Origin of the sequence: Exiguobacterium sp. s145 (assembly GCF_018618835.1) — a bacterium.
GTDB classification, from domain to species: domain Bacteria; phylum Bacillota; class Bacilli; order Exiguobacteriales; family Exiguobacteriaceae; genus Exiguobacterium_A; species Exiguobacterium_A artemiae.
In genome coordinates this window covers 20,800-34,719 of record NZ_JACSMV010000012.1, presented here as the reverse complement: position 1 = coordinate 34,719, position 13,920 = coordinate 20,800, and the positions used below count along the sequence as shown (strand labels likewise).

The 13,920-nt window shown below is 46.8% G+C and carries 14 protein-coding genes and 1 other annotated feature; of the genes, 10 read left to right on the top strand and 4 right to left on the bottom strand.

The annotated features are described in order from the left end of the window. The first annotated feature begins 139 nt into the window (after positions 1-139). The gene (locus KNQ07_RS10235) at positions 140-634 is read left to right on the top strand and encodes a YajQ family cyclic di-GMP-binding protein (protein WP_012371716.1); all 495 of its coding nucleotides are present in this window, start codon (positions 140-142) and stop codon (positions 632-634) included. 46 nt (positions 635-680) lie between these two features. On the opposite strand, the gene KNQ07_RS10230 is transcribed toward KNQ07_RS10235, so the two are convergent. Further along, positions 681-1,463 (bottom strand): 3-hydroxybutyrate dehydrogenase, encoded by a 783-nt coding sequence (locus KNQ07_RS10230; RefSeq protein ID WP_012371717.1) that lies wholly within the window; start codon positions 1,461-1,463, stop codon positions 681-683. Between the two features lie 114 nt (positions 1,464-1,577). Between KNQ07_RS10230 and KNQ07_RS10225 the strand changes: the two genes are divergently transcribed. The 3 genes from KNQ07_RS10225 (at position 1,578) to KNQ07_RS10215 (ending at position 3,620) form a co-directional block, all read left to right on the top strand. Beyond that, the gene (locus KNQ07_RS10225) at positions 1,578-2,453 is read left to right on the top strand and encodes a LysR family transcriptional regulator (RefSeq protein WP_012371718.1); all 876 of its coding nucleotides are present in this window, start codon (positions 1,578-1,580) and stop codon (positions 2,451-2,453) included. 96 nt (positions 2,454-2,549) lie between these two features. Continuing rightward, the gene (locus KNQ07_RS10220; protein ID WP_214766475.1) at positions 2,550-2,963 is read left to right on the top strand and encodes a carboxymuconolactone decarboxylase family protein; all 414 of its coding nucleotides are present in this window, start codon (positions 2,550-2,552) and stop codon (positions 2,961-2,963) included. Positions 2,964-3,026: 63 nt separating this feature from the next. After that, entirely contained in the window at positions 3,027-3,620 is a 594-nt protein-coding gene (locus tag KNQ07_RS10215; protein WP_214766473.1) for a metallophosphoesterase family protein, read from the top strand. Between the two features lie 71 nt (positions 3,621-3,691). Here the strand turns inward: KNQ07_RS10215 and KNQ07_RS10210 are convergent, their stop codons facing one another. Then, positions 3,692-4,297, bottom strand: coding sequence for a hypothetical protein (locus KNQ07_RS10210; RefSeq protein WP_214766471.1), 606 nt, complete (start codon positions 4,295-4,297; stop codon positions 3,692-3,694). Positions 4,298-4,327: 30 nt separating this feature from the next. Continuing rightward, a complete protein-coding gene (gene argS / locus KNQ07_RS10205; RefSeq protein ID WP_214766469.1) occupies positions 4,328-6,010 on the bottom strand; it encodes an arginine--tRNA ligase in 1,683 nt (560 codons plus the stop codon). Positions 6,011-6,066: 56 nt separating this feature from the next. Continuing rightward, positions 6,067-6,288 (bottom strand) — a binding site (T-box leader). Between the two features lie 125 nt (positions 6,289-6,413). Between argS and KNQ07_RS10200 the strand changes: the two genes are divergently transcribed. Continuing rightward, the gene (locus tag KNQ07_RS10200; RefSeq protein ID WP_214766467.1) at positions 6,414-8,090 is read left to right on the top strand and encodes a GGDEF domain-containing protein; all 1,677 of its coding nucleotides are present in this window, start codon (positions 6,414-6,416) and stop codon (positions 8,088-8,090) included. Between the two features lie 15 nt (positions 8,091-8,105). After that, positions 8,106-8,885: an alpha/beta hydrolase gene (locus tag KNQ07_RS10195; protein ID WP_214766465.1), complete on the top strand. Its 780-nt coding sequence runs from the start codon at positions 8,106-8,108 to the stop codon at positions 8,883-8,885. Between the two features lie 61 nt (positions 8,886-8,946). Here KNQ07_RS10195 and trhO read toward each other — a convergent pair whose 3' ends face one another. Then, complete coding sequence (trhO, locus tag KNQ07_RS10190; RefSeq protein ID WP_012371725.1) at positions 8,947-9,864, bottom strand: oxygen-dependent tRNA uridine(34) hydroxylase TrhO; 918 nt, start codon at positions 9,862-9,864, stop codon at positions 8,947-8,949. A gap of 239 nt (positions 9,865-10,103) precedes the next feature. Here trhO and KNQ07_RS10185 point away from each other — a divergent pair, with 239 nt between their 5' ends. From KNQ07_RS10185 to KNQ07_RS10170, 4 genes are all read left to right on the top strand, one after another. Next, entirely contained in the window at positions 10,104-10,748 is a 645-nt protein-coding gene (locus tag KNQ07_RS10185) for a TVP38/TMEM64 family protein (RefSeq protein ID WP_131503486.1), read from the top strand. Positions 10,749-11,041: 293 nt separating this feature from the next. After that, entirely contained in the window at positions 11,042-11,368 is a 327-nt protein-coding gene (locus KNQ07_RS10180) for a DUF485 domain-containing protein (protein WP_131503487.1), read from the top strand. Then, positions 11,365-12,921, top strand: a complete 1,557-nt coding sequence (locus KNQ07_RS10175; RefSeq protein WP_214766463.1) for a solute symporter family protein — start codon at positions 11,365-11,367, stop codon at positions 12,919-12,921. Before KNQ07_RS10180 ends, KNQ07_RS10175 begins: the two co-directional genes overlap by 4 nt. A gap of 107 nt (positions 12,922-13,028) precedes the next feature. Next, complete coding sequence (locus KNQ07_RS10170) at positions 13,029-13,883, top strand: sulfite exporter TauE/SafE family protein (RefSeq protein WP_012371729.1); 855 nt, start codon at positions 13,029-13,031, stop codon at positions 13,881-13,883. Positions 13,884-13,920 lie beyond the last annotated feature (37 nt).

Sequence of the window (13,920 nt, the reverse complement as noted above, 5' to 3'; positions counted from 1 at the left end):
TTTCATTATAACAAAATTTCATCCGGATGAACGATTCGACTCTCTTCCTTGCTTTTTCTTTGCCGAAAATTCAACCTGAAGTCAAAGCATTTCCGGGCAAATATGCTAAAATGGTTGTGGAACGAAAGGGGAGATTCTTATGGCAGCAAAAGACAATTCATTTGATATCGTGTCACAAATCAACATCGAAGAAGTTAAAAACGCGATGCAGGTCGCACTAAAGGAAATTACGAACCGCTTTGATTTCAAAGGATCAAAAAGCGACATGAAACTCGAGAAAGAAGATTTGATTCTGATCTCAGATGACGACTTCAAACTCGATCAAGTCAAAGATGTCCTGACAGCTAAACTCATCAAACGGGAAGTCCCGACGAAAAACCTGCAATACGAAAAAGTCGAGCAGGCAGCCGGAAATACTGTCCGTCAACGCGTTATTCTCAAAAGCGGAATCGATCGTGATGATGCTAAAAAAATCAATAACGCCGTCAAGGAATCAAAACTCAAGGTGAAAACTCAGATTCAAGACGATCAAATCCGTGTTACGGGAAAATCACGCGATGACTTACAGCAAGTTATGCAAATCGTCCGTGAGTTGCCGTTATCGGTCGACGTCCAGTTCATTAATTTCCGTTAAGCATAAAAAATCCCTTGCTCCGGTTGGAGCAAGGGATTTTTTATGCTTATTGAGCGGTATATCCGCCGTCAAGAACGACAGCTTGACCGGTGACACCGGCTGCTTTGTCACTTGCGAGGAAGATCGCGTAGTCGGCAATCTCTTTGACTTGCAGTAAGCGATGTTGCGGAACGAGCGGGTAGATGACTTCTTCAAGTACCCGGTCGAGCGGCACATTCCGTGTTTCGGCAAGCGAAGACAATTGTTTTTGGACGAGCGGTGTATCAACATAACCCGGACAAATCGCATTGACGGTAATACCGGACGTTGCCCCTTCTAGTGCGGCAACTTTCGTCAAACCGATGACACCGTGTTTTGCACTGTTGTAAGCGGCTTTACCGGCAAATCCGATCAAACCGTTAATGGATGACATGTTCAGGATACGACCGAATCCTTGTTTTTTCATGATCGGGAACACGTATTTCGTATAGAGGAACGGTGCCCGTAACATGATGCTTTGAAGTAAATCAAATTTTTCAGTCGAGAACTCTTCGATTGGTGAAACATGTTGCATGCCGGCATTGTTGATGACGATATCGATCCGTCCGTAGTGATTCATCGTTTGTTCAATGCTTGACTGAATCGCCGTTTCACTTGTGACGTCCCCTGCGACAGCAAAGGCTTCGAATCCTTTACTTTGAAGTGTTTCCGCCGCCTGTTTGGCTGCATTCTCCTGTAAATCAACGATGACGACTTTTGCACCTTCCTGTGCAAATTCTTCCGCAATTTCGAGACCGATTCCGCTTGCTGCTCCGGTAATCAATGCGACTTTTCCTTCAAGTTGTTTCATCTTCATCTACTCCTCTTTACTCGTTTGTTTCTTTTACTGTACGCTTAGGCAATGAATAATAAAAATGAATACTTGTTATGATAGATATAACAAAAACGAATAGGAGTGAATCAGATGGATTTTCGCCAGTTGGAATATTTCACGGAAGTCGCCCGCTTCAAAAGCTTTACAAAGGCGGCGGATCACCTGCATGTCACTCAGCCGACCCTCAGTAAGATGGTCCGCCATTTAGAAGAAGAATTGGATATCGAACTGTTTGATCGGAGTAAACGGCAAATCGTCTTAACGGATGCCGGGGAAACTTTACTTGTCGAAGGCGAAAAAATTCTGAATCAGCTTGCCGATCTGCCGTCTCATCTCTATGACGTCATGCACTTGACGAAAGGGACAATCCGGATTGGTGTTCCGCCTTTGATCGGTTCATTGTTTTTCCCGCGTCTGCTCCGTTTGTTCCGTGAACGGTATCCGATGGTGACAATCGAGATTACGGAAGCCGGCGGACACGCGCTTGAGAAGGCTGTCGTTGCCGGAGAAGTCGATTTAATCGCGACTGTCTTTCCGGCCGATGAACATTTGACGGTCTATCCCTTCATTGAAGAGGAGCTGCATCTGTTTTTACCGGAGCAACATCCTCTCGCGGATCAGCCGTCCATTGCCTTGGAAAATGTCGCCGAGATGCCGTTCGTTCTGTTTAATGAAACCTTTTCACTTCACGACGTCGTTTTACAGGCCTGTGAGACAGCAGGGTTCCGCCCGGCCGTCGCCCATGTCAGTTCGCAGTGGGACTTCTTGTGCCTGCTCGTTGCGGAAGGAAATGCCGTGACTGTTCTTCCGCGGTCTTTGGCACAGCAAATGACGATCAAAGGTGTGAAAACCATTCCGCTCGATGTCCGTGTACCGTGGCAGATCGGTGTCGCTGTCCCGACCGGACGCTATCAGTCTTATGTGACACGTGAATGGATTCGCTTCATTCAAGAAAATCATTCTTAAAATGAATGACACATATAAAAACCATGTATTTGTAGCATGAGTATTCTTCCTTTAAGATAAACCGTATCGTTCATAACAGAAAGGAAGTTATTCATCATGGCTACACACTTAAACAACCGACACGAAGTAGGACTTAAAAAATTAAACGAATTTACCGATACGAATTCTGCGCAATCAACACACGAAAAAATCGCCGAATCGTTAAAAGATATCGCTCCGGCAGTTGGTGAATGGATCACCGATTTTGCTTACGGGGAAGTTTACAGCCGCAACGGGCTCGTCAATCGCGACCGCGCGATCGTCACGATCGCAACACTTGTCACCCAAGGAACTGAACCACAACTCGCGCTTCATATTAATACCGGATTAACGGCCGGATTAACAGGAAACGAAATCGTCGAAGCCATCATGCACCTTGTTCCTTATACCGGCTTCCCGCGTGTCCTTAACGCACTCGAAGTCGCAAAAGTTGTTTTCTCTGAACGCGGCGTGACCGTCGACCCGGCTTAATTAAAAACAGGATGAGCCGCATGAAACGCGGGGTATACTCTTAGTACAAGGGAGCGATGCCACATGCAGTATGCACTCATCACCGATCTGCACAGTTCATTATCCGATACACGTGCTGTGTTGACAGCTATTCAACGGACGGCTCCGCAAGCAATTGTTTTTTCGCTCGGAGACGTCCACGAATGTCATATCGGAAAAAAACGGGTCAAGCGGTATACGTTTGAAGAAATCGAACAAGTCGTGACGCTTGATCCGGATTTTTTGAAGTTGCTGTTTTTTGAAACGTTGCTCGGAAATCAGGAAGAACGGTTGTTTTCATTGATTCCGACAGGCGTATCCCATTATCTCGATCAGCTGCGCTCATCGGATCGGACAAAACAAACGGATTCTGCTTTGTTCATTCATGGTGATCAATTGAAATGGAGTTATGATTTGACGCCCGACACCTCTTCTTATGCGGACCGGCTCTTATTTTTCGGTCACAGTCATGTACGCGGATTGTTTAAAGAGGGCAAACGATTAACCGTTCATCATGATATTCCGATTTCGATCAAACGCGGCCGTTACGCCATCAACGTCGGACCGGTTCTGGTCGAACGGGAATGGTTGCTGTACGATACGACGACCGAAACCATCACGTTTTATCGAGCCAAATGACTGCCTGACATGAAAAATCCCCCGTTCCTTCACAATTCGTGAAGGAACGGGGGATTTTGAGTTATCCGCTGTTACAGATAACGGACAAGAGAAGCACGAACTAAATCCACTTGTGTGAACTCTGTCTTATCGGCAAACTGGTTGACGACGTGACGGACTTCACCTTGACGACGGACGAAGCTTGTCGGAACCGGTGTTTTCCGGACCAATTGTTCGTATAACGTCGTCAACTGATGATCATCGATGACCGTCGTCATCTGATCAAGGAATAACAGGACATGGAGACGGTTCAAATAGTCCCACGGCTTGTCTTCCGAACGAAATTCATTGCGGGCCAACCATTTCTTCAAACCGATCGCATCAATCTGGTTCAACGTCTCTTTTGTACGGGGTGCTTTCCATAACGCCAGCAACTCACCGAGTTTTTTGCGTGTCTGCTTTTTCGTCATGAAGAACTCAAAGTTGGTTTTCGTATCGAGTGCGTCACCGCTGATTGGAGCAATTTGATCAGCTCCTGGTGCTGTCACGAAATCGAATACGAAATCAACTGATTCGCCCGGAAGCCATGCAGCGACTTTTCCGTGAAAGTCAGCAATAAAAGCGATCGATGCAGCTAAGTCTTCCTGGTTCATTTGTGTAGATGCGTGCTGTAACCGTTCCATTGTCTCTTTGTTCATATGATAACCCCATCTTTAATCTGATTTATTTTACATTTCTTCCGGAGCGCCGACGCCAAGCAGGCGTAATCCTTCCGTCAATACAATCGTAACCGATTTTACGAGTGCGAGGCGAGATTGTTTTTCCGCATCGTCTTCGAGGACACGAACTTGTCCGTAGTATTTATTGAAGCTTTGAGCCAAATCAAGGACATAACGGCTGATGATCGACGGTTCGCGGCGTGTAAACGCCCGGTCGATGACAGCCGAGAACTGGTTCAGCATAGATACGACACCCCATGAATAATCATCCACACTTCCGTTGAACGCTGATCCGTCATAAGCACCTTTACGAAGCAGTGAATTTGCCCGTGCATTCGTATATTGGACGTATGGACCGGTTTCTCCTTCAAATTTCAACATCTGCTCGAGATCAAACTCAATGTTGTTCATGCGTTCATTTTTTAAATCATGGAAAATGACGGCGCCGACACCGACTTCGCGTGCTGTCTGTTCTGCATTGGCAAGGTTCGGATTTTTTTCAGCGATGTTTTGTTTGGCAACGTTAATTGCATCTTGAAGCACTTCTTCAAGCAGAACAATCCGTCCTTTACGTGTCGACATCTTTTTCCCGTCTTTCATGATTAAACCAAACGGAACATGGTGCATGCCGTCAACATTTTCAAATCCGAGTTTCTTCAGGACAGCAAACAGTTGTTTGAAGTGAAGGGCTTGTTCGCCGCCGACAACATAAAACGCCTGTTCGAAGCCGTAAGTCTCAAGACGATACACGGCAGCCGCCAAATCACGTGTCGCATACAGTGTCGCACCGTCTTTTTTCTTGATCAAGGCAGGAGGCATGCCTTCTGCTTCAAGGTCGACGACCATTGCGCCTTCCGACTCGACGAGCAAATCTTTTTCTTCCAATAAGTCGATGACGTGTTGCATTTTATCATTATAGAAGGCTTCTCCGTTTAAGCTGTCAAAGCTGACACCAAGCATTTCATATACACGGCTGAACTCGACGAGTGAGACTTCACGGAACCATGTCCAAAGTGCTGTCGCCTGTTCGTCCCCCTGCTCGAGTTTTTTAAACCAAGCCCGACCTTCGTCTTCTAAGCCTGGGTTTTCTTCCGCTTCTTCGTGGAAACGAACGTACAGTTTCAGCAATTCTTTGATCGGCTCAGAGCGGACATCTTCTTCTTTCCCCCACATATTGTAGGCAACCATCAATTTACCGAACTGAGTTCCCCAGTCTCCTAAATGGTTGATGCCGACGACCTCATATCCTTTTTTCCGTGAAATCTGGTTCAATGCATTTCCGATGACCGTCGAACGCAAATGTCCCATCGAGAATGGTTTTGCGATGTTCGGAGATGAGAAATCCGTGACGATCGTTTTTCCGTTCGGTTCGCTTGATCCGTATGCCTGTTGTTCTTCTAAGACACGTTTAATGATTTCACGCGAAACCACTTCCCGGTTCAGAAAGACGTTTACATACGGTCCGGCTGCCTGGACGTTTGAAAACAGCGGGTTATCGATTTTTTCAGCCAGTTCCGTCGCAATCATCATTGGAGCTTTGCGGAAGGCTTTTGCGAGTTGGAAACATGGGAAAGCCAGGTCTCCGTGATCCTCGTGCTTCGGCTGTTCGATCAGTTGTTCAATCTCTTCTTGTGACAGGGCGTCACCGATCACATCGTGTAATACTTGGGCATACTGTTGCTTGTAACTCATTTTATTTCCTCCAAACAATTATTTTTTCCAATAAAAAACGCCCTTTGCGCAACACGCAAAGAGACGGAAAGACCGCGGTACCACTCTTCTTGGTGTCGACGGTACGACACCCACTTTAACGGGGATAACGGGGTTCCCCCGGCTAGGCCTGATCACATGGATTCGGATAGCATCTCGGAAGTGCGTTTCACGATGGTCTAATCTGTTCAGGCTTCCACCATTCCCTGATTCGCTGGTCGATTACATCCTATCGTTACTTTCTTCGTCATCGATTGTCTGATATCTTTCACATTATACGCAATTCACCCCATTCTCTCAACCTTATTTTTTTGTAAATCCCTTATCATAATTTCCACAAAACGGGTATAAGTAGGGAAGGACTGTTAAAGGAGGGGGACGCACCATGGTCTACTATCAAAAAGTGGCACGAAACAGTTGGCTCGTCTTGTGTCTCGTCGCCAGCCTGCTTACCTTCACTTTACTTACACATCCGACACTCATTGACTTCCCACTCTCACTCGGCAATGCCGCCTACCTTCTCGCACTCATCATCCTGTTTCAGTTCGACAACATCCGGCGGGGAGGCATTTATTATACGTTTCAGGAAGGAATCATCTTATTCATCTTCCTTAACTACGGATTAGGGCCGTCCATCCTTCTCAGTCAGATTGGTATCATCATTTTTCAATATTTTTCTCACAAAAAAGAAATTCGCCGTCAACGCTTTTTATACTTGTATCCAATCAACGTTCTGTTTGATTTGGTTTATCTCGCCTGTCCATCCCTTGTCTATTTAGCACTCGGTGGACCGATTGGGACCGGTTTTACTTACTCGAAAGCGCTCCTTCCGCTTCTCGGATATTTAACGACCGTGATGCTCGTTTCCTATCTCCAGTGCCGGTTCGTCAACCGGATCCTCTACTTAAAATATGATTTGGTCCGCCTTGTCCGCCTGCAGACGCTGGTCTACGGTATCAGCATCTTATGTGCCCTGCTCGGAATCTGGTTTTACGATGAGAATCCGCTCATCGCCGCATCTGTCTCGACACTGATTTTATTTTTATTCAAACGTTTGCTCCAACAACGCGTGGAGACGATTGAAGCGAATGAGAAAGCCAAACGGTTTGATGACGCAAAAGAACACCTGCTGATTTCCCGGTTTGAACAAGAAACGATTGATTCCTTATTATGCGATTTGCCACACCTGATTGATTTCTCAGAAGGATGGATATCGATTCAGCAACAGCGTAAGCAAACGATCTACAACATACGAACGAAGACAATCATTGACGTGTTGCCTCTATTCCATTCCCTGTCGGCCGAACAGTTACACACCCCAATCATCCACGGTCTCCGATGCGATTGGGGCTCGGATATTCAAATCGATTTACCCGTTGACCGTCATTCGATGATTGCCATTCCGTCGATTACGAACGAAGATGTCGATGTATCGATCGTTCTGTTCCATCAAATTGCCGATGCCTATGATGCGACAAGTGCAGACGAGCTTTCGCGTTTGTTACGCATTTTTTGCCGGGTGGTGCACCGTTCACGGGAAACGTATCAACTGTACGCCGAAAGCCGGACGGATGCCTTGACGGAACTCGCCAACAGCCGTGCTTTTTACGAGGAAGGGGCCCAACAGTTTGCTTCCGACCGTTATCCGTTGTCGATTGTTTTATTTGATATCGACCACTTTAAGTATGTCAACGATACATACGGGCATAAGGTCGGTGACCTCGTCCTGCGTGAACTCGGTCGCAGAATCCGGTCCATCCAGCAGAAAAAGCACAATGTCTTCGCAGCACGGTACGGCGGGGAGGAATTTGTCCTGTTACTTCATCAGTCTCCACAGAATCAGGCCATCGATGTCGCAGAAGAGGTCCGGCATGCTGTACTCGATCGACCGTTCGTCGTCGACGGACATCGTTTATCCATCACCATCAGCCTCGGCGTCGATACCGTCGAATATCAGTCGGAACGATCGTTTGAAGAATCGCTTCGTCAAGCGGATCATGCCCTTTATGTCGGAGGCAAACACAACGGTCGCAATTGTACTGCTCATTACGCTAATCTTTGAAAGGTCGTGACTATCTTGTCGATTACTGAAATTGAACGATTGGTTCCTACACTTGAAATGCCCCGAACGATCCGAATTTATCGTCCGACTGAACTCCCGGCCGATGAAGCACTCCCGGTCATCTATATGCACGATGGACAAAATGTATTCAGCGGTGAAACCGCCTCTTTCGGAAAAGGCTGGGAAGTCCATCATGCTTTACACACCGTTCAGTTACACGCGATGATCGTCGCCATCGACAGTCCGGATGACGGGATGGACCGTTACGATGAATATGCCCCCTGGACAGATGAAGCCCTTTTGATGCGCACTGCATATCCGTCTCATCGCAAGACGATCGGCGGTAACGGAAAACAATACATGCACTGGATTGTTCATGAATTAAAACCGTATATCGATGCGCAGTATGCGACGATTCCGACGGATACGACCATGATCGGCAGTTCCATGGGAGGTGTCATTTCACTGTACGGCCTATTTGCTTATCCGGAAGTCTTCACACGTGTGGCTGCTTTATCGACGGCCGGTTGGGCGAATTTTTCTTCTTTACTGGAATTCATCGAGCGCAGTCCGGGTTTATCAGAGGACCATCGTTGTTACATGGACGTCGGTACGAAGGAAGTCAGCGGACCGATGACAGAAAATGACTATCTGCATACGAACGAGGTTTTGGCGAAAGCGGTGCAGAAAAAAGTTCAACAAGCGGCTTATGAAATCATTCCGGGTGCCATCCATCATGAAACCGAATGGGCAAAACGGATGCCGGATATTCTCCGCTTCTTATTTTCATCCTAAAAAAAACAGACTGACAAAATCCAGAAACCGGATTTTGTCAGCCTGTTTTATTTATACGCCGTCACTTTACCAATTCTTCCATCTGCTCTTTCACATAACGGTTGCGCGGGTGTTCCCGGCATTCGTCTGAACAAGATCGCATGACTTTCGGTTCACACTCTTCACAGCAGAAGTGTTGACGATTACATTCCGGATTTGCACAATTCACGTAACGTGTTTCGTCTTTCCCACAGTAATAGCATGTTGAGACGACGGTTGGATTCACTTCGTTGACCGGTACTTGTATGCGTTCGTCGAACACATACAATTCCCCTTCCCAGTCTTCTCCGCGTGTCGCTTCATCTTTCCCGTACATGACGACGCCGCCTTTAAGGTGGAAGATGTCATCACTGTTTTGACGTTTACGGAAATACGCTGTGAATTTTTCACAACGAACACCACCCGTGCAGTACGTCAGGACTTTTTTTCCTTCAAACAAGTGTTCATTTTCATCGAGCCATTGCGGAAACTCACGTGACGCATCGACATCGACCTTGACGGCATTTTTAAAATGACCGAGATCGTATTCGTAGTTGTTCCGAACATCGAGAATGACGACATCTTCATTTTGCATCATGTTTTTCCATTCGGCCGGTTCAAGATACGCGGCATGTTCTTCCGGGACGTTGAACTCGTCTTCAAAACGCCATGTGACCAGTTCGCTTTTATAACGAACGAAGATTTTTTTGAAGGCATGTTCGTCGACCTCATCGATTTTAAATTCGATATCATTAAACCGTGGGTCGGCAAGCAGGTCTTGCATGTATTGATCGGTTTGTTCGACTGTTCCGGATAAAGTACCGTTGATTCCTTCCGGAGCAATCAAGATTCTTCCTTTGATGCCGAGCTCTTTGCAATAAGCAAGGTGCTCTTTTGTTAATTGTTCCGCATTGTCGATCGGAACATACTTATAAAATAATAGTACGCGATAAGGTTTCATAATCCTCATTGGCCCCCATGTCAGTTTTTTGCAGTAAAACGAACGTTGGCGAACGAAGCGTCATAGCTATAAGCTAGCTGGGAACGCCTGCAAAACGCACCCATTTAAGTATAATACCAACTTCATTTGAAATGCACAATTACTAGTTTCAGAAGAAGCTCCGGACAAACTTTCTCCCTTTCTGGCGGGGAAAGAGTTAAAATAGAAATTAGCAGTTTATATTGTAAGGAGGATTCCGAATGCTCCAAACCGTCCGTCAGTGGATTGAACAGATGATTACGTTTCTCCAGGATCTTCCGGGTGGTGCTGCGACCGGATTGATCGCACCCTTTTTGGAATCACTTTTTCCGTTCCTCCCACTTGTTCTGATCATTTCCGCCAATGCCGCCACTTATGGATTTTGGATGGGTGTGCTCGTCTCTTGGGTCGGAAGCATGCTCGGCTCACTTGTTGTCTTTGCCTGTATCCGTTATTTATTCCGTCGCCCTGTCACGAGGTGGCTTGAACAACATAAAGCCGCTCAACAGTGGATTGAACGGGTTCGCCATATGAGTCCGATTTCGCTCGGTTTTTTCTTTTCCCTTCCGTTCATGCCGGCGTTCATCATTACAGCCATCTCCGCCATGATTCAACTGTCGCTTCGGACGTATTTGATTGCTGCCGGAGCAGGACGACTGATCGTCGTCATCATCTTCTCCTTAATCGGTAAAGAATGGTCGACATTTTTGGAACGGCCGATCCGGCTTGTTTTTCTGTTCCTAATTTTACTCGCCATCTGGGGAGTCAGTCGCGGCGTCGAAGAAATCATCAAGCGCCGTGCCTTGGCACGACGTTCGAAGTCATTACGTGAGCTTGAACAAGAAATCGAGCACAATAACAAATGATTTACCTCTAAAGATACATCCTGATGAAGGGTGTGTCTTTTAATTATGCTGTTTCATCACGCTTTTCTAAGGTTTGAATCCATTTTCCAAAGCAGGACTTTTGAATCATTTTTTGAAATCAATATGTTATTAAAATAACGTTCACATTTTGTTCACCATTGAAAACGCTTACAATTAATTGGTAAGACCAATACTAGTATAATATCTCTGTTTCCCCCTTCTAAATTAGGATAGATTTTCCAAAGTAAGTGTCTCTATAATGAATTTAAATTCATTTTCAAAGGAGGCGTCCCATGCATCAGGTATCCGAAACAGCTAAGACGGAAACAACACGCTCTGCTGAAGCGATTGTCGAAAGTCCATCATTTAAACAATTGATGCGAGAAAAAAAGGCATTCATCTTACCTGCTATTCTATTTTGTCTCATTTTTTATTTTACGTTGCCTATCATGACCAGCTATTTTACCTTCTTGAATCGGCCGTTGCTTGGTGATATTACAGGAGCTTGGCTATTCGCTTTCCTGCAGTTCATCATGACGTGGACGTTCTGTACCCTTTACAGCAAAAAAGCACGTTCGTTTGATCGGTTGGTCGAACAAATCAAGGAGGAATCGAAATGAACTATACAGCTGTCACCCTATTCGCCGCGATTGTCGGGTTGACACTCGTCATTACATACTTCGCCGCCCGTAAAACGAAGACGGCAAACGATTTTTATACCGCGGACGGTGGTTTGACCGGTGCCCAAAACGGAATTGCCATTGCCGGCGACTATATGTCAGCTGCTTCTTTCCTTGGAATTGCCGGAATGATTGCCTTGGCCGGATTTGACGGATTCTTTTATTCGATCGGTTTCCTGGTCGCCTACCTCGTCGTTCTTTACCTTGTCGCCGAACCGTTGCGTAATTTAGGAAAATATACGATGGCAGATATGATTGCCGCCCGCTTTAATGCCTCGAAAGTTCGGGGTGTCGCAGCGATGAACTCCATCGTCATCTCCATTTTCTATATGATTGCCCAGTTGGTAGGAGCCGGTGCCCTGATTGAGTTATTACTCGGGATTCCTTATACGACAAGTGTCATCATCGTCGGTATTTTGATGACGGTGTACGTTGTGTTCGGCGGGATGACGGCCACTTCCTGGGTGCAAATCATTAAAGCCATTCTGTTGATGGCCGGAACAGCTGTTATTTCCTTTATGGTATTTGCTAAATTCGACTTCTCAGTCATGAAGATGTTTTCGGAAGTGAAACAAGCAACGCCGCTCGGTGATTCATTCCTGAACCCCGGTAATAAGTTTAAGTTGCCGCTCGATACGATTTCCTTAAACTTGGCACTTGTTCTCGGAACAGCCGGCTTGCCGCATATCTTAATCCGCTTCTTTACGGTTAAAGATGCACCGACTGCCCGGAAATCAGTAGTGTATGCGACCTGGATCATCGGTGCGTTTTATATCTTAACGATTTTCCTCGGCTTTGGAGCCGCGGCTTTCGTCGGAGCAGATGACATCATTGCTGCGAATGCTGCCGGTAACATGGCGGCCCCTCTCCTTGCGCAGGCGCTTGGCGGAGACTTACTGTTCGCCTTTGTTGCGGCTGTTGCTTTTGCGACCATCCTTGCCGTCGTCGCCGGACTCGTTTTATCGGCTGCTTCCGCCTTTGCCCATGATTTCTACAGTCACATCCTGCGCAAAGGACAAGCGACGGAAAAAGAACAAATGACGGCTGCCCGTCTCGCTTCCATTGCCGTCGCACTCGTTTCGATGGTACTGGCGTTATTCGCGCAATCGATGAATGTCGCTTTCCTCGTTTCACTGGCCTTTGCAGTTGCAGCCAGTGCTAACCTGCCCGTCATTTTGCTGACGATTTTCTGGCGCCGTTTCAATACTGGCGGAGCTGTCACAGGTATGGTCGTCGGTCTTTTCTCTTCACTGCTTCTCGTCGCGCTCAGTCCTAACATCTGGGCAGTCGACGGTTCAGCCTTATTCGTCGGGGAAGCGTTATTCCCACTGTCGAATCCGGGAATTGTTTCGATTCCACTTGGTTTTCTAGGTGCGATCATCGGAACACTTGTTACGAAATCGGACGAAGTGGCCGGTAACTTCGAACGTATTCTTGTCAAAGCCAATACCGGTATTGATACAGCAACTGAAGTTGCGGCATCAAAAGAATAATCCCCTTAACGGCTCCTTCAACCCCCTTGAAGGAGCCGTTCCCTTTTACATTTTGCGAAGGGATTGCCATACTAACCGTATGAAAGAACGTGAAAGGAATGTCTCAAATGGAATTTTATTATTTTTTACCGCTCGGCTTTTTCATTGGTATCATCTCCGGTTTCTTCGGAATCGGCGGCGGCATCATCTTAACACCGCTTTTGCTGATTCTCGGTTTTGCCCCGAGCGTCGCCATCGCGACCAGCTTAATGTTGACGCTCGGCTCGACCGTATCTGGTACGCTCTCACACTTGCGCCTTAAAAACGTGGTCTGGCGTGACAGTCTGGTCGTCGGTCTCGTCGGGATCATCGGTTCTACCATCGCAACGCCGATCGTTCTCCGCTTGGAAGAAGTGAACGGTGCCCATCTCGTCATCTCGATCGTCTATATTGGTTTGCTGCTGTATTTCGCCAATAAATTTTTACGTCCCAAAACAACGACCGGATCACAGACCGGTTGGAAAAACCGTTACCTGGCGCTTGGATTCATCGGACTGTTTGCCGGATTCATCTCGTCGTTGCTCGGTGTCAGCGGTGGTTTTATCATCACGCCGCTCCTGGTCGGTATTGCCGGATATGAGTTGAAGCGCGCAGTCGGAACAAGTATTGCTTCTGCCTTATTGATCGTCTTGTCCGGGCTCGTCAACTATACGGTCGCAAGTACCGATGTCGATCTGCTCGTCGGAGTCATGTTGATCATCGGAGCTTTACTCGGTGCACCGATCGGGGCCAAACAATTGGCGCATTTCGACAGCCCGTTCGTCAAAAAATATCTCGGTATTTTTTATCTGACCGTTGCAACAAGCGTTCTTCTTGAGGTCCTTCATTTCAATACGGCTTCACTGATTGTCTTGATTGCCCTCAGTCTTGTCTTCTTGCTGACACTTGTCGTCTACAGTCGTAAACGCTCTGTCCGCCGCTGATTCTTTGTATAATCTCGCCTCCCGACAGTTCCCCGGT

Coding starts and splice junctions, on each gene's coding strand:
- trhO (WP_012371725.1), bottom strand. CDS start 9,864: ATGAAACCTTATCGCGTACTATTATTTTATAAGTATGTTCCGATCGAC.
- KNQ07_RS10220 (WP_214766475.1), top strand. CDS start 2,550: ATGGCTACACACTTAAACAACCGACACGAAGTAGGACTTAAAAAATTA.
- KNQ07_RS10235 (WP_012371716.1), top strand. CDS start 140: ATGGCAGCAAAAGACAATTCATTTGATATCGTGTCACAAATCAACATC.
- KNQ07_RS10230 (WP_012371717.1), bottom strand. CDS start 1,463: ATGAAACAACTTGAAGGAAAAGTCGCATTGATTACCGGAGCAGCAAGC.
- KNQ07_RS10200 (WP_214766467.1), top strand. CDS start 6,414: ATGGTCTACTATCAAAAAGTGGCACGAAACAGTTGGCTCGTCTTGTGT.
- KNQ07_RS10210 (WP_214766471.1), bottom strand. CDS start 4,297: ATGAACAAAGAGACAATGGAACGGTTACAGCACGCATCTACACAAATG.
- KNQ07_RS10215 (WP_214766473.1), top strand. CDS start 3,027: ATGCAGTATGCACTCATCACCGATCTGCACAGTTCATTATCCGATACA.
- KNQ07_RS10225 (WP_012371718.1), top strand. CDS start 1,578: ATGGATTTTCGCCAGTTGGAATATTTCACGGAAGTCGCCCGCTTCAAA.
- KNQ07_RS10180 (WP_131503487.1), top strand. CDS start 11,042: ATGCATCAGGTATCCGAAACAGCTAAGACGGAAACAACACGCTCTGCT.
- KNQ07_RS10170 (WP_012371729.1), top strand. CDS start 13,029: ATGGAATTTTATTATTTTTTACCGCTCGGCTTTTTCATTGGTATCATC.
- KNQ07_RS10175 (WP_214766463.1), top strand. CDS start 11,365: ATGAACTATACAGCTGTCACCCTATTCGCCGCGATTGTCGGGTTGACA.
- KNQ07_RS10185 (WP_131503486.1), top strand. CDS start 10,104: ATGCTCCAAACCGTCCGTCAGTGGATTGAACAGATGATTACGTTTCTC.
- argS (WP_214766469.1), bottom strand. CDS start 6,010: ATGAGTTACAAGCAACAGTATGCCCAAGTATTACACGATGTGATCGGT.